Here is a 16,552-nt window from a genome sequence, read left to right on the forward strand (position 1 = left end):
CGCTAGCGGTGTGCGTTGGCGTTCAGGATCACGCCGAGCCGACGCGATATGCCGCCGTCGACGCGAATGAGCTCGCCGGTGATATAGGAGGCTGTAGGACCGGCGAGAAAGGCGACCGCCGCCGCGATGTCCTCGACAGTTCCGTACCTGCGCATCGGGACCTGCAGGTGGCCGCGACCGTCGTCGCGGACCATGACATGGGAAATGAGATCGGTCGGAATGATCCCGCCCAGAACGGCGTTCACGCGCACGCCGAACCGGGCGAACTCGACCGCCGAGGCGTAGGTGAACGAATTGATCGCTCCCTTGGAGGTCGAATAGTTCGACTGTCCGGGTAGTCCGAAATCTCCCGTGATCGAGGACACGTTCACGATCACCCCGTCGTACTGGCGCATGAAATGCTCCGCTACGGCGTTGGTGCAGTTGAACGTCCCGCCGAGGTTCACCTCGAGCACCTTCCACCAGTCGGCGAAGGTGGTCTCGTAGATCAGCCCGTCCGCGGCGGTGCCGGCATTGTTGACCAGGATGTGCAGACCACCCAGCCGCGTCGCGGCCTGGTGCACCAGCCGCCGGGCCTCGCGGGCGATCGAGACGTCCGCGCCGAGCGCGACGGCCGTGCCACCCCGTCCCCGGATCTCGCGCACCACTTTCTCGGCATCCTCCACGCGAGTGCGGTAATTGACGGCGACGGCCGCGCCCTGCTGCGCCAACTCCTGCGCGATCGCCCGGCCGATACCGCGAGAAGCCCCGGTCACCAGGGCGCTGCGGCCTTCCAACGGAGCCGCCATGACTATCGCACGGCCTCGGTGGCGGCACGGTCGACGACGAGGTCGATCAGGTTCTGCACCGTGATCAAGCCGAGTACCTGATCCGCCTTCAACGGACCGTCCAGCTGGCTGCGATCGAACTGTGGGAGAACCTTTTCCAGATGTGCCAGGCCGACGTCGCTGACCACCTCGTTCTCGTCGCCGAATTCCTCGTCCGGGATTCCTCCCTGCAGCAGGGCGGCCACATCGGATACGGCGATCTTGATCCCGGTATCGCGCTGAACGCGGAACATGATGTCGAGTAGATCGATGCTCTCGGCACCGAGCTCGTCGATCAGGGTGGCCTCGGGAACCACCTCCGCCGGGTCGAGGCCGAGCGCGTCCGCCACGGCGATCTGCACGATGCGTTCGTAATCGCTGATGGTACTTGTCATTTCCGTACTGCCTTTCGATGAGATGCGACTGGGACCGACAGATTGCGGAGCGCCGCGGCAAGCCGACGAGCGTCGCTGGTGCTTCGCACCGTGGCGTTGGCACCGCTGCGGTCGACGAAGCCACTCAGCACGCGACCCGGCCCCACCTCGAGGTAGTAGTCGATCGCGAACCACTGTGCGGTGCAGAGAAGTTCGGTCCACCGAACCGGCCCGGCCAGTTGACAGCGGAGCAATCGTCGGGCATGCTCGCCGTCCTCGACCACGCCCGCGGTCACCGAACTCAGCACCGGAAAACTCGGGTCGGAAAAGGTGACGGCAGCCAGTTCGTCACTGAATTCCTCTGCTATCGAAAGCATCAGCGAGCAATGGAACGGTGCGCCGACATCGAGTGGGACGGTGCGATCGGCACCGGCCTGCCTCGCTTCCCGCGCCGCCGCCGCGACCGCGGCGCGACTGCCGGAGATAACGGTCTGCGTGGGCGCGTTCAGGCCCGCCACCTCTACGATCCCCCCGGTCGCTGCCGCCACGTTCACGCAGATCCGCTCGACGTCACCCGCGGGAATTCCGACGATCGCCACCATCGAGCCGGGTATTCGATCGGCTACCTCACCCATCAATTGCCCTCGCCGGCGAACCAGCGTGAGCGCATCGGCGAAGGCGAGAGCTCCGGCCGCCACGAGGGCGCTGAACTCACCGAGGCTGTGCCCCGCGACCACGTCGGGGCGAAAACCATTCGCCACCAGGACCGAGTAGGTCGCGATGCTGGTGGTCACGATCGCCGGTTGTGCGACCTCGGTGCGGGTCAGGGTGTCCGGGCCGCCCGTGACGCACAGTTCGATCAGCGGAAGCCCCAGCGCCTCCTCCGCTTCGGCGAAGATCGGTCTCGCCGTCTGCGGATGCTCCCGGAGCAGATGATGGGCCATCGCCGCACGCTGGGAACCTTGGCCGGGGAACATCGCGAGTACTCGGGCGGGCGTAACCTTCCCCCCGCTTCCGAGACCCGACACGGAAACTGTCGACACTGCCTGAGCCTCCTTAACCGGCGAACGAGATGCACCGCTGGACCCTCTGATTCAAAGGGGGGAAGCTGGACAGGATTCTTGAATCTTTCTCGAGCGCATCAGCACCCCGCTCCCCCCTTGCTTTACCGTGGCAGCATCCAGTCACCGGTCTCGAGCGGCAGGGGCCGCGATGCTCACTCGAACAGCCACCCTCGCACTGCGCATACCGCGCACCATCCTGTGGGGCGCGGTGCTGATCCTCGTCCTGTCGGGAGTATTCGGTTCATCGGCCGCAGCACATCTTCGGGCCGGTGGATTCACACCCGCCGATACCGAATCGGCCCGGGCGACCGATCTGCTCGCCGACCGATTCCACGGTGGCGCCCCGAATCTGGTTCTGCTCATGACCGCCGACGGTGGCGTCGACGGCCCGGCGGCGCGAACGGCCGGCGCCACCCTGACCGGCGCACTGCACACCGATCCGAATGTTACTGCGGTGCAGTCGTATTGGTCGGTCCCACCCGACCTCGCACCCGGGCTACGGTCCGCCGATCGCCATCATGCGATCATTGCCGCGCGGGTGGCGGGCGACGATTCGGATGCACCGCACAACGCTGCGGCGGTGGTGGACCGCCTGCCCCAGGTCGGCCCCGACGTTACGGTCCGCGCGGGCGGCGAGGCGATCGCACTCGATCAGATCAACAAACAATCCGCGACCGATGTCGTGGTCGCCGAAGCCATCGCCGTTCCGCTGGTCGGGATTTTCCTCGTCTGGGTCTTCGGCAGTCTGATCGCCGCATTGTTCCCAATCGCCATGGGAATCCTCGCGATTGTCACGACATTGGCGATTCTGCGGCTGCTCACGATGGTCACGGATGTGTCGATCTTCGCACTGAACATCACGACGGGCATGGGCCTCGCGCTCGCGATCGACTACGCCCTGTTCCTGGTGAGCAGATTCCGGGAAGAACGCGGCAACGGACTCGGAGTGGACGCCGCAGTGGTGCGGACCGTCCGGACCGCCGGCCGCACCGTGCTGTTCACAGCCTTGGCCGTGGCCGCCTCGCTACCGGTGCTGGCGATCTTCCCGCACTACTTTCTCAAGTCTTTCGCCTACGCGGCCCTCGCGGTCGTCGTCTCCACCGCATTGTCGGCGCTACTGCTACTTCCGGCCGCGTTGGCACTGTTCGGGCGGCATATCGACGCCCTGGACATCCGTCGCCCCCTGCATCGGCTGATGCACCGGCCCCCGCGCCGGATCGAGTCGGAGAGCAGGTTCTGGTATCGCCTGGTCCGCGCCGTGACTCGCCGGCCGGTACCGGTGGCAACCGCGGTGGTTCTCGTACTTCTGTTGCTGGGCAGCCCATTTCTGTCGGTGCGATTCGGTTTTCCGGACGACCGGGTCCTGCCGACGTCGGCATCCAGCCGGCAAGTCGGCGATGTACTGCGCACCGATTTCACGCCCGATCCGGCCAACACGATCTACGCCGTTCTGCCGGACCTGCCGGACGGATCCTCCGATCTCGCGTCCTACGCGTCACAGTTGTCTCGAATCGAGGGCGTGGCGTGGGTTGCCTCCGGTTCGGGCACCTTCGTTTCCGGGGTTCGAGCGGCGTCGGCTCCACCGGAACAGACCACCGACGGCGCCGGTGCGGTAGTCGCCATCGGCACCAGGGCCGGCCCCTACACATCGGCCGGCGCCGACCAGCTCGAACAGCTCCGAGCCGTAACTGCCCCGGCCCCAACGTTATTCACCGGAGCTGTCGCCCAGAACCAGGATTCCCTGGCTATGATAAGAGCCAGGCTGCCGTTGGCGATCGGGCTGATCGTACTGATCACCTTCGTGATCCTGTTCCTGTTCTCGGGAAGTCTGGTGCTGCCCGTCAAAGCACTCGTGCTCAACCTGCTGTCGCTGTCGGCGACGTTCGGCACGATGGTCTGGGTGTTCCAGGACGGCCATCTGTCCGAGCTGCTGGGGTTCACATCGACCGGCTATCTGGTACCCACCATTCCGATCCTGATGTTCTGCCTCGCGTTCGGGCTGTCCATGGACTACGAGGTGTTTCTGCTGTCCCGGATCCGCGAGGAGTGGCTCGCCTCCGACCGCACCGCCTCGGCGAATACCGAATCGGTCGCGCGCGGACTTGCCCGGACCGGTCGAATTGTCACCGCCGCAGCGGGATTGATGGCCATCGTGTTCTTCACGATGGTCTCGTCGAAGGTGTCGTTCATCCAACTGTTCGGTCTCGGCCTGACGGTCGCCGTCCTGGTCGACGCAACACTGGTCCGGGGAATTCTGGTGCCGGCGCTCATGAAACTGATGGGGCGGTTCAACTGGTGGACGCCCCTGCCGACCCACAGGCCCCCCGACCGCACCGAGCTCACATCGGGCGACGCCCTGTAGCACTGCCATCGCCGCCAACCGGCCACCACGCCTTCGGCGCTGCGGCTCGACCGGAGATGCGGAGGACGCGGACGGAGCGGTGATCGACGGTGTTGTGCCGCCCTGGGGGAACGCCGGAACCGCTGGTAGAAGATTCGTCGGGACCGTGTTCTAAGGCACTGGAGCACGGGACACGGTTCGTGTGTTCGTAGTCCCTGAGCTGGCTCTTCTCGTCCCTCGCGGGGCCGGGGCTGCAGCGAGCCCGGCAGGTAAATTTCCTTCAAGACACACGGTTTGCCACCTCGTAACTTCGGCAGCGGCGGGCCGGGTTCCGGGTCGAGAGTTGGGAGTTCGCCGTTATCGAAGCGGGTGCATACGCCGACATGCGTCTTTCGGCCAATGAAGAAGGTGCGATGAACGGTAGGAACGAGGATGCTGGATAGCGACACGTTTCCGTCGAATTCCGAAGCGTGGACGTTCCCGCGGCCGGGGCGGTTGCTCCGGGCCCCTTGCCTTCTCAGCTGTACGATGATCGTCGGACCCGATCGCGATCGGGACGCTGAGTGGCCGTCGCCTTCATGTTCGGGTGCTGTTGATGGGATGCGAACTGCGCCGTGGGGTGTTATGGCGTGTTCAGTTGGTGGCAATCATGCGTTGGTAGGCAGGAGCCGCGATCCCGTGGAGCGGCTGCCCAGGAACGCAGGAGGTGTGCAGTGTTTACCTGTGCCGAGGCGGTTGGTGCCGCCGGTTCGGGTCAGGCGACGCGAATCGACGTTCATCCGCACCCGCAATTGCGGCCTGCCCTGCTACAACAGTATCGCGGGTATCCGATCACGAGCACACCGCACCGACGAGACTACGTGCCCGCCGGCACGGTTGTTCGCCTTATCATCAAGCTCGTCGATTCGGCGCAACGCCCGCCGGAGTTTCTCATCGGGGCCCGCGACCGATACGTTCCCATCGACGGTCCTTGTGCGCCGTCCTATATCGAGCTGTCCTTGAGCCCGCTGGGTGCGTTCACATTGTTCGGCATCCCGGGTATCGAATTGAACAACCAACTGGCCGATCTCTCGGACGTCATCGGGTGCCGTTACCGCGGCGTGGTCGAGCGCATCCGAGACCAGCACACCTGGCATGGCCGGTTCAACCTGCTCGACAATTTCCTGCTCGAACGCCTCGAGAACGGATCCCGGCCGCTGCCGGAGGTACAGCAGGCCTGGTCTCTGCTGTCCGCCACCGGCGGAGCGATACCGATCCGCCGGATCGCGCAGGATGTGGGATGGAGCCATAAACATCTGATTACAAAGTTCACTCATCATGTCGGATTGACTCCGAAGACAGCGGCGCGGCTGATCCGATTCGACCGGGCCCGGCAGCACATGCTCCTCGCCCCGCAGGCGCGATTGATCGATATCGCGGCAACCTACGGGTATGCCGATCAGTCTCACTTCACCCGCGAATTCCGTCAATTCACGAGTACCACGCCGACCGGGTATCTCGGGTCGAACCCAGAACCTTGAGCGACTCCGTACGGCGGGCAACGGGGAACCGGCCGCCGAGAGTGTGCCCATCGCTCCGTCGCCGAGCATCCGCTCGACGCGGACGACCCGACTTCCGTCCAAGCGAGCAGCGCCACATCGGCGGGACAGTCGCAGCCCAAGCCGATAGCACCCTGCCCGAAGGTCGCGGACCGAGCCGACGCTGCAACCCTACGACAGCTCGGCCGCGATCGTTCGCATCACCCCTGCTCCTGGATTCCGGACGAACAGATGGTCGCCGACGACGGTCGTGAACGAGAAGGTTCCGCTCGTCATGTCTTCCCATGCCCGCAGGCGCCCCTCGTCGAACAGCGGGTCCTCAGCGCCACGAAGCACCGTGATCGGCGCCTGCACCACGACACTGTTCTCGAAGCGGTAGTTCCCGAGCATCCTCAGGTCCGCCCGGATCGACGGCATCAGCGGCTCGACAGACGCGTCGTCGACGTCCGCTGTGAACAGGCCGTTGTCGCGCAGCGCCCGCAGCACTCCGACGTCGGATTCACGGTCGATGTCGAAGCCATCGAGGCGTTCGAAGTTGCGCAGGTACCGCTCGACGAGCGCGGGGGACGGCCAGCCTGCCACAATGAGCTTCCTCGGAATCTCGGCGTACTGCCGCTCGAGATACTTCGTGAGCTCGTAGGCGAGCAGCCCGCCCATGCTGTGCCCGTAGATCGCGAAAGGTCTGTCGAGGTGCGGCAGCATGGCATCTGCCAGGTCGGCGATCAGCGCCGGCATAGAGTCGATCGGAGCCTCGTCGATGCGTTCCTCCCGACCCGGATACTGAATTGCCACTACCTCGATGGAGTTGGGCAGGTGGTCAGCCCACGGGCCGAAGACCGAAGCGCCGCCACCGAAGAAGGGCAACGCGAAAACCCGCAGCGAAGAGGTGTCCGATCGGTCCCTCGTCGTCCGGAACCAGCGCTGCGGGCCGGAGGTCTCCGGCGCCGACGCGGGGAGGTCCTCGGTGCCGGCAACCTGAGCGAGAACCTCGGCCGCGAGTTCGGTGAGGGTCGGTCCACGCATCAGGCCCATGGTCGGGAAGTCGATCTCGAGATGCTTGGCAAGCGCATTGCGGATCTGGCCCGCCATGAGCGAGTCCATACCGAGATCGGTCAGAGAGACGTCCAGCGCCAGCCGTTCGACCGGCATATCGAAGATCCGGGCGATCTGCCGGGACAGCGCCGAGACGAGCCGCGATTCGCGTGCGTCCGAGGGGAGTTCGAGCAGCTCGGCCCGCATGCCCTCGGTACCTGATGTGGCAGCAGAGCCGGTGGGGTCCTCCAGGGAGAGATGCGCCAGCCGTGGCGAGCTGCGAATGATCGGCATGACCTGGCTGATCTTCGCCCAGTTCACGCCGAATACGCTGGCGCGGCTGATCCCCTGGGCCAGACATCTTCCGACGAAGCCGAGCGCATGGTCGGGAGAGATCGCTGTCCAGCCCATCCGTGTGAGCGTGTCGAGCTTGGTGCGGGCGACGAACCCGACCTCGCCCAGGGCGCCCCAGTTGATCGTCAATGCGGGCAATCCGAGTTCGCGACGATGAATCGCCAGTGCTTCCAGGAAACCGTTCGCCGCCGCGTAGTTGGCCTGTCCGGGCGTTCCGATATACCACGTCATCGACGAATACATCACGAACGCATCCAGGCCGAGCTCACGCGTCTGGTTGTGCAGATGCCACGCGCCGTCGACCTTCGGCCGGACGGCTCGAAGGAACTGCTCCTCGGTCATGGTGGCCAGTGCCACGTCCTCGAGCACCATCGCGGCATGGAAGACGCCGCGCAGTGCCGGGAGCGATGCCATCCGCTCGAACAGGCTCGCGACCTCGGCCTCGATCGACACATCGGCACGTTCGAGCACCACGGTGGCGCCCTGTGCCCGCATCGTCGCAATCGGCAGATCGTTCTCGGCGTCGATCCGAGCCCGGCGCCCGACCAGCACCACTGTGCGCGCGCCTGCGCCGACCAGCCATTGGGCGGTCCGCAGACCGAAACCCGTGTAGCCGCCCGTCACCAGGTATGTGCCATCGGCATCGAACGTCAGGTCACCAGCCGAGGCCGGATGGACGAGTACTTCCGTATCCGGTGCGATGTCGACGACGACCTTGCCGATCTGCTTCGCAGAGGCCATGTATCGGAATGCGGAAGCCACGTCGGCCACGCCGAAATCGGTATGCGGGAGCGGGGGCAGCACACCCGATGCAACGCGCTCGAGAACCTTCGTCATGGCATCGCGACACAGCGCCGGCTCGTCGAGCAGCAATCGGTCGATGTCGATCGCGGTGTAGCTCAGATTGTTGCCGAAGGGCTTCAAGCCCAGCTTGTAGTCGTCGTAGATGTCCTTCTTCCCGATCTCCAGGAAACGCCCGCGTGGGCGAAGGAGCTCGAGACTCTTCGGAATTTTCTCTCCCTGAAGGGAATTGAGCACCACATCGACACCGTCGCAATGCTGCCGGATCGCTTCGGCGAATGTCGAAGAGCGAGAGTCGAAAACAGCCTCGACACCCAGCGATCGGAGGTAGTCTCGCTTGTCGTCGCTGCCGGCGGTGGCAACGACGGTAGCGCCGAGTGAGTGTGCGATGTGCACCGCGGCGAGCCCCACACCGCCGGTGGCCGCGTGGACGAGAACCCGCTCGCCCGCACGCAGCCGGCCCACTTCCACCAGGGCGTACCACGCGGTCAAGTACGCCATCGGCAGCGTCGCCGCCTCGATGGCCGACACAGTCGACGGTACCGGGAAGGCGAGCCGGGCATCGGTGCGCGCCGTGGAGCCGAAGCAACCCCGCGCGAAGGCCACGACGCGATCGCCCGGGACGAGTCCCTCGACATCGGGTCCGACCTGCGTGACGACGCCGGTGCATTCCATTCCGAGATTGTCGTCGTAGAGCCCTCCGAAAGTCGCTCCCTCCGACAACATTCCGAGCGACAGCATGACATCGCGGAAGTTCAGGCCGACGGCGAGCGGCCGGACCACGACGTCGCCCGGACCGGGGACGGGCGAGGCCTGTCGTTCGTACCGCAGCCGCTCGATCTCGGGCTCGGCGGGGACGGCCAGCGCGAAGGGGATCTCGTCCGATACCCGAGCGGGAATCGCGGCGGAAACCTCGAGGTCCTGCAGGGAGATGTGCTCGAGCCGGTCGACGAACCGTGCGTCCCCGCGGAAGGCGACTTCGTCTTCGGCCGTCTGCCCGTGCAGCAGCTCATCGAAGAGCTGCGCCGCGCGCTGTGCAGCGTCGGTCGCCGGGTCGAAGTCGATGATCTTCGCCCGCAGGCTGCTGCGCTCGCTCAGCAGAACCCGTAGTACGCCCCAGATCGGAACCTGCGTCAGCGCAATACGATCCTCGCGATCGAGGACATGCGCCCCACAGGTCGCCATCCAGAACCGCGGAGTCGTAGACCAGTCCAACTCTTCCACCGCCTGCACCAGCGCTACAGCACTGTAGGCTCCGTGACTTTCCATCTCGGGCAGCAGCTCGGTGGTGAGCTCCGAACCCTCGAAATCCAGATTCCACAGATGCAGGACGCCGGCCACGTCCCCGGCCTGTTCCCGCACCCGCTCCAGCACGCGCTTCAGATCCGCGCTGCTCGTCGCGCATACCCGGAATCTGTGCTCGTCGACCTGCTCGAATTCCGCACCGGGCGTGACGACAACGCCGGCGGCGCCGGCCTCCCCCACCAGGGACAGGTAGTGGTCGGCAACGCCGCCCGCGTCGGCCAGCACGACCCAGGCCCCCGGTTCGGCGCGCGGCCGATGGAGCTCGAAATCCACCTCCGGCCCGCGTGCCACGATCACCGAGTTGCACGACTCCCGCGGTGTAGCCCTATCGGAGAAGATCTGGACTTTCCCGAATCCCTTGGTGGGCAGAAAGTTTCGCCACGTCGCTTCCGACATCAGCGGATAGGTGGGCCGCAGTTCGTGATCGCCGAACTTCCACCACCCGTCGGTCGTACCGAAGGTCAGATCCACCCAATGCGGCTGCACTGTCGCCTCGACGATCAACAGCATCCCCCGCGCTGTCAGCAGGCGCCTCACATTGTCGACGGTGGCGCCGAGATTCTCGGTGGCGTGCAGGACATTCGATGCGATGACGATGTCGAAGTAGTGCGGATCGAAGCCCTGCTCCTCGACATCGAGCTCGATGTCGAGGATTCGATAATCCACGAAGTCGAGGTGGGCGAACCGCTGGCGTGCCTTGGCGAGGAACAGCTGTGCGACATCGGAATACACGTATTCCGCACGGTCGGCCGGCAGCTCGGGCAGCACGTAGCCGGTGGTGCCTCCCGTGCCCGCGCCGATCTCCAGCACGCGCACCGGCCGGTCGTCCGGCAGCGTTCGGACGCACTCCGCGACGACCTCGCGGACGATTCGGTTGTACTTACCGAAAGAGAACGAAATGTCATAGAGATCGACGACCGATTGGAACTCCCGCTCCGGGAAGATGAGCTCGATAGGATTGACCCGGTTGCGGAGGACAGCGTCTTGCTCTGTTCCGCAACGCTCCAGTACGGCGTACTCGCACTGCCATTCCGGATGCTGCTCACGCAACAGGGCCAGCATCGAGCTGGTATCGACTCGGGCGGGCTCGGACCGTATCTCCCACATGTCGGCGTCATCGGCGGTAATACCGTGCAGCGTAAGCAATTCCAGCAAACGGCCGAGGTACCGGCGGTGCTTGTCGTGCACCCCCATCTCGCGCGCGGCCTCGTCCAGCGTGAAGCGCCGCCCCGCCGAGAGATCCATGCCCAGCCGGTGGAATGCCTCGGTCACGTAGGCGATGCACAGCCGGTTCATCTTCGATTCCGTCACGGCGTGGTACTCGCGGTTGAGCGGCCAGTTCCGCAGCTCGTCGATCACCGGTTCGACGGCTGAGAGCAGGGTCGCTTCGGAGGGGAGGAAATCGGCCGACATGCGGGTCTTCGTGCGCACCGGAGCCGGCCGCCAACGGTGTTCGTAGCACCACTGGACGAGCGCGTCGCCCTGATCGGTGAGCTGGGTGATGGACTTGCCCTTGAAGCCTTCGAGCTCGGCCACGAGCGTGCCATCGTCGGCGACGATCCACAGATCGCTTTCGCAATACATGGGGACCTCGCTCGGGCGCACTCGTCCGTAGCAGTGCACGCGACCGCTCGCCTTCGCATAGAAGCTGAGCCGTTCGACCCCGACCGGCAGGTAGAGCGTCTTGGCTTCGCTGTTCGGTTCGTTGTCCATCGCGACGGTCAGCGACTGGAAACACGAATCGAGGACCGCCGGATGAATCGCATGGCGTGGCGCCTCGTCCTGCAGCGACGTCGGCGTTTCGATCTGCCCGACGGACCTCAGATCAGCGTACGCGAGCTCGACGATCGCCTTGAAGGTCGGGCCCAGCAGCAAGCCGTTGTTCCGGAGCTTGCCGTAAAGTTCCGCGGGATCGACCTCGACGGGCAGGTCGTCGCGCAGCTGCGACAACGACGCCGGGAGCGCGGCGTCGGGTGCACCGCGGCGAAGCACGCCGACCGAATGCAGACTCCAGTCCTCATCGCCGTGCTGACGGCTGTACACCGAGTAGTGCAGCGCCGGTGTCAGGACCACCTGCACGACGGGAGCCGGGCGGTCGTCGAGGACGAACAGTGCACGGCGGAACTCGACCTCTTCGAGCGAGTAGCGGCCCGCGCCGAAGGCATCTTCCGCACAGCCGAGCACCATGTCGAGGTACGCCGCTCCAGGAAAGACGATGGGCCCCTGGACTCGGTGATCCTCCAGCCACGGAAATCGGGCCGGATCGAGGACCAGTTCCCAGACGTATTTGCCCGGCTCGTCCGCAACGTGGCTCTCGGCGCCGACGAGCGGATGCTTCAGCGCCGGAAACCGCCGGCCGCGTGAGGACGGCGCTTCGAGCCAATACGTTTCACGCTGCCACGGGTAGAACGGCACCGGTACGCGTTCGCGGATACCGTCGAACAGGGTGTCCCATTCCACGTCGAACCCCTTGGCGTACAGCGCGGCGAGGGACGTCAGGAGGGTGACGCGATCGTCCTGGTTCCGGTGCAGCGACGGCACGACGACGCCCTCGGCTCGCTGCCTCTCGAGTAATTCGGCGATGGCGGTCGTGTGAATGGGGTGCGGGCCCAGCTCGACGAATGCCAGGTGCCGGTCCTCGATGAGGCGATCGATGGTGGGCGCGAACCGCACGGGTGCGCGAACATTGCGCCACCAGTATTCGGCATCGAGCGCTCCGGTCGCGACGACATCTCCCGTGACCGTCGAATACATCGGAATGGTTACCGGCCCCGGGGTGAGCCCGGACAGCGCGGCGAGCAACTCGTCCCGCAGCGGATCCATATGGTGGCTGTGGAACGCCACACCGACCTGCAGTACGCGGCAGAAGATCTTGTCCCGCTCGAGGTCACGCACGATCTCCTCGAGCGCGTCCGGATCGCCGGCGAGGGCGACCGATTCCGGGCCGTTCAGTGCCGCGACGGCCACCCGCCCGCGATACGCGGTGATCCGGCGTTCCGCCTCGCTGTGCGGCAGACCGACCGCGAGCATCTTCCCCTTGCCGGATGCCTTCTGCTGCAACCGGCTTCGATGAAAGATCACCCGCACCGCGTCCTCGAAGGACAGCATCCCCGAGACGAAGGCGGCCGCGACCTCACCGATACTGTGACCGACGACGGCCGCGGGGACGATTCCCCAGCTCTGCCAGAGCGCCGCCAGTCCGAGCTGGACCGCGAAGAGGGCCGGTTGCGCGATGTATGTCTCGCCGATTCGACTGTCGGCTTCATCCCGGAGTAGCTCCTCGACCACGCTCCAGTCGGCGTACCTGCACAGCTCGGCATCGACGCGGCCGACGGTCTGCCGGAACACCGGGTTCCGGTGGAGAAGCTCACGCGCCATACCCCACCATTGCGGGCCCTGGCCCGAGAACACGAAGGCCACGTCGGGGGTGCCGGGCGCTTTCACGCCGCGGCGGACCGCATCGAGCGGCGAACCCGCCACCACATCACGAAGGGCGGTGCGCAGCTCGTCCGCCGACGAGCACACCATGGCGAGACGGTGGTCGTAGTGTGTACGCGCCCGCGCCTGCACCGACGCGACGGCGGGCAGCAGAGCCGCTGTCCCGGGCTCTCCGAGGAAGTCGGCGTAACGGTCGGCATACGCCCGCAACGCGGCCTCCGTCTTCGCGCTCAGCACGAACAGCACGGGCTGATGTATTTCGCCATCGATCTCCACACCGGAGCACGCCGGCGCATCATCCGGAGGCCCCTCGAGGACGATGTGCGCATTGGATCCACCGAACCCGAACGAATTCACACACGCCAGGCGGGGCCTGCCTTCGGGCCACGGTTGGCGTTCCTGGGCAAGCCGCAGGCCCAATTCTGGAAACCGAATCGTCGTATTCGGTTGCTCCGCATGAATATTCGCCGGAATTTCACCGTTTCGCACAACTAGGCACGCCTTGATGATTCCGGCGATTCCGGCGGCCGACTCGAGATGACCCAGATTCGATTTCACCGCGCCGACGATGCAGGGGTCGTGCCCGTTTCGCCCGGGAGACAGTGCCATCCCGAGAGCGCGCGCCTCGATCGGATCACCGACGGCCGTTCCGGTCCCGTGTGCTTCGACGTAGCCGATGTCCGAAGGCGCAACGCCGGCATCGCGGCAGGCATCGATGATCATTTGCGCCTGCGCGCCCTCGCTGGGGACCGAGAGGCCGTTCGTGCGACCATCCTGGTTGGTCGCGCTTCCACGGATCACGGCGTAGATACGATCGCCGTCGGTGATCGCCGCCGACAGCGGCTTCAAGACGATTGTGCCCGATCCCTCACTGCGAACATATCCGTCACCTGCCTGACCGAACGACTTGGACCGACCTTCGGGTGACAGGAATGTCCCCTGACTGAACCCGATGGTCGCCTCTGGACTCAGTAGCGTGCTGACGCCACCGACGATCGCCATCGTGGCTTCGCCGGAGCGGAGGCTGCTGCAGGCGAGGTGAACGGCGACCAAGGAGGACGAGCACGCCGTGTCCACGGTCATACTGGGTCCCCGAAGATCGAGCAAGTACGAGACACGATTCGCCACAATGCAATTCGTGACACCGGCCATCGTATGACCACCGATGAGGTAGCGGTTCTCGGGATTGAGCTGGATGATCCCGTAGTCGTGACCGGAGACCCCGGCGTAGACCGCGGTCTTGGTGCCGGCAAGGCGTTCGGGAACGATGTCGGCATCCTGCAGTGCTTCCCATGTCGTCTCGAGGAAAAGGCGCTGCTGCGGGTCGATCCGCACGGCCTCGGCAGGGGTGATACCGAAGAAGTGCGCATCGAACGACGTGACGTCGTCGAGGTATCCGCCGGATTCGGTGCAGAGATGTCCGGGGCGGCCCACAACGCGATCGTAGAAGGCGGTGTTCGTCCATCGATCCGCTGGAACCCCTCGGACGGCATCCTGCTCATCCAGCAGGAGTTGCCAGAATTCACCAGCAGTGCGGGCCTGCCCCGGGAAACGACAACCTATCCCCACGACGGCAATGCCCTCGCGTGCGGCGGAGGTAGTTTCGCTCGAGGAGTTGTGCACAGAATCCATCGCCTCACCTTTGTATCATGACTCGCAACCGTGCCCGAAAAGGGGCGAAGGAAACGCCGACGACATCAATTGAACCAACGGACATACCAATCCCGTCGAAAACCCTTGTCAGTAGTTGACCGACATATGAGACGCCAGCACCGAACCTCATGACTACGAGAATTATTCTCAATCTTTCCGGTCCATCCGGTCGCAGGCACAGGCGTAGGTGCGCCTAACAATCCATAACGATCGAGAAGAAACTCGAGGTCCTCCGAAGTCGGCCCACAACCGGCAGCGGCACAGGGAGCCTCCAGATGCCACGTTTCGCAAATTTCGTTCGTTGTCGACATCGGACCTATGACCGTAATCAAGGTAAGCACCGACCTTACGCTTTCCCGGAACGATTCAAGCCCCCGAAATCTGTACAGCAAATACCGGCAGTCGGACACCGCGCAGACGCCATTAATGCTCTGGCGCGAACCATCCCTGTCCCCAACTGCTGCCACCGACCCCGCGGCCGGGCCGATCAAACAATCCCATCACAAGATACAGAGGACCTAAGGGCCGTGTCCGCTCACCCACAGCTCCGAATAACCGACCTGGGTCGGTGGACGCCACTCGCAGGACGCGTAGTACCCGCGATTGAAGTAATCATTCTTCAAACGCTCACATTCAGGATCGGGGTAGACGCCAACCAGCCTCGCCGTGCCGGCCACAGCGGCGGGAGACGATACGAGCCCGAGTACGAGTACAAACGCGGCGGTGGCAAATCCTATCGTGATTCGCAAAATCGACTGCATTCAGGTTTCCTTACACTCCGAGCACACAACCCGTTCTTCGGGTCATTTATGCTCACTTTCGGCGATGACGTGCTGTCGAATAGTATCCGCACCGATCCGAGGCGTCTTGAACATCTTTCACCTCGCCCCGACCGGGTGGAACAACTCGACATCTCCGCAGGACGGTCACAAGCACAGAGCACTACGCGTCCGTCCTTCCCCTCTGGTTTGCCCGAGTGCCGCTATGGCGGGTTTGATTAATGATGTAGCTGCCGGAGCACTCGTCTCGCCTGGTCCTCACAGGTCTGCCCAATCTCCCCGACGGCCAGGAAGCCGGATGTGTTCGTCAGAGCGGTGACCTCGGAAGAAGGCCGCAAGCTGGCTCAGATCGTGCGTCGCAGTAAGCAGCCGGTGCGGATGCGGCGCGCGGTGGTGGTGATGGCCTCGGCGCAGCATCAGCCGGTGGGGCTGATCGCGAAGCTGATGCAAGTGTCGGAATCGTAGGTGCGGCAGGTCGTTCACGACTTCAACGAGAAGGGTTCGATGCACTGGACCCGAAATGGAACAGGGGCAGGCCGGCGAAGACCGATCGAGCGACGCGTGATCGGATCTGTCGGATCGCCCGGTCTGCCCCTGCGATTTGCAATGGCCGTTCTCGGTGTGGAGCTTGTCGAAACTTCGGGATGTGTTGCGTATCAACGGTATCGCCGATATCAGCAGGGAGACGTTGCGGCAGATCCTCAAAGCCGGTGGGGTGTCGTGGCAAGCCACCAAAACCTGGAAAGCCGGCAACGACCCCGAGTTCACGACCAAGATGGCGCGAGTGCTCGACCTCTACGACCACCCGCCCGACGACGGCCGGGTGGTCTGTGTGGACGAGTTCGGGCCGTTGAACCTGCAGCCGCGTGCCGGTCGCGGCTGGTTCCCGAAACGCCGGCCGGCACGACTGCGAGCGACCTACCACCGCACCCAGGGTGTGCGGCACATGTTCGGCGCACTCGACCTGGCCACCGGCGGGCTCTACTACCATCCAGCCGCCTGCATGACCGGTCGCCGACAGCCCTTCTGATCGACGAGCCCGTCGGTGCTGTGCCAGCGACCGGCAA

The 16,552-nt window shown here is 64.8% G+C and carries 8 protein-coding genes and 1 pseudogene; 4 read left to right on the forward strand and 5 right to left on the reverse strand.

The window, feature by feature from the left end:
- Positions 1-2 precede the first annotated feature (2 nt).
- Genes D892_RS42550 through fabD form a run of 3 tightly spaced genes read right to left on the reverse strand, consistent with a single transcriptional unit; the run spans position 3 to position 2,223 of the window.
- A complete protein-coding gene (locus D892_RS42550; protein ID WP_036567588.1) occupies positions 3-788 on the reverse strand; it encodes an SDR family NAD(P)-dependent oxidoreductase in 786 nt (261 codons plus the stop codon).
- Positions 789-790: 2 nt separating this feature from the next.
- A complete protein-coding gene (locus D892_RS0131215) occupies positions 791-1,201 on the reverse strand; it encodes an acyl carrier protein (protein WP_024805016.1) in 411 nt (136 codons plus the stop codon).
- Positions 1,198-2,223: an ACP S-malonyltransferase gene (gene fabD, locus D892_RS0131220; protein WP_369801783.1), complete on the reverse strand. Its 1,026-nt coding sequence runs from the start codon at positions 2,221-2,223 to the stop codon at positions 1,198-1,200. Before fabD ends, D892_RS0131215 begins: the two co-directional genes overlap by 4 nt.
- Before the next feature lie 169 nt (positions 2,224-2,392).
- Between fabD and D892_RS0131225 the strand changes: the two genes are divergently transcribed.
- Positions 2,393-4,606 (forward strand): MMPL family transporter, encoded by a 2,214-nt coding sequence (locus tag D892_RS0131225; protein ID WP_024805018.1) that lies wholly within the window; start codon positions 2,393-2,395, stop codon positions 4,604-4,606.
- Positions 4,607-5,298: 692 nt separating this feature from the next.
- Positions 5,299-6,105: a helix-turn-helix domain-containing protein gene (locus D892_RS42555; RefSeq protein ID WP_198037022.1), complete on the forward strand. Its 807-nt coding sequence runs from the start codon at positions 5,299-5,301 to the stop codon at positions 6,103-6,105.
- Positions 6,106-6,294: 189 nt separating this feature from the next.
- Here the strand turns inward: D892_RS42555 and D892_RS0131235 are convergent, their stop codons facing one another.
- Together D892_RS0131235 and D892_RS49805 are read right to left on the reverse strand one after the other, a co-directional pair.
- Positions 6,295-13,902 carry an SDR family NAD(P)-dependent oxidoreductase gene (locus D892_RS0131235; RefSeq protein WP_232236210.1) on the reverse strand — a complete coding sequence of 2,536 codons (7,608 nt, stop codon included), beginning with the start codon at positions 13,900-13,902 and terminating at the stop codon, positions 6,295-6,297.
- Positions 13,903-13,941: 39 nt separating this feature from the next.
- Positions 13,942-14,685: pseudogene (locus D892_RS49805) on the reverse strand (beta-ketoacyl synthase N-terminal-like domain-containing protein); the annotation flags it as partial.
- A gap of 1,100 nt (positions 14,686-15,785) precedes the next feature.
- Here D892_RS49805 and D892_RS47995 point away from each other — a divergent pair.
- Entirely contained in the window at positions 15,786-15,950 is a 165-nt protein-coding gene (locus tag D892_RS47995; protein WP_198037023.1) for a hypothetical protein, read from the forward strand.
- A gap of 181 nt (positions 15,951-16,131) precedes the next feature.
- The gene (locus tag D892_RS48000) at positions 16,132-16,515 is read left to right on the forward strand and encodes a hypothetical protein (RefSeq protein ID WP_024805021.1); all 384 of its coding nucleotides are present in this window, start codon (positions 16,132-16,134) and stop codon (positions 16,513-16,515) included.
- Positions 16,516-16,552 lie beyond the last annotated feature (37 nt).

The organism is Nocardia sp. BMG51109 (assembly GCF_000526215.1).
GTDB lineage: Bacteria > Actinomycetota > Actinomycetes > Mycobacteriales > Mycobacteriaceae > Nocardia.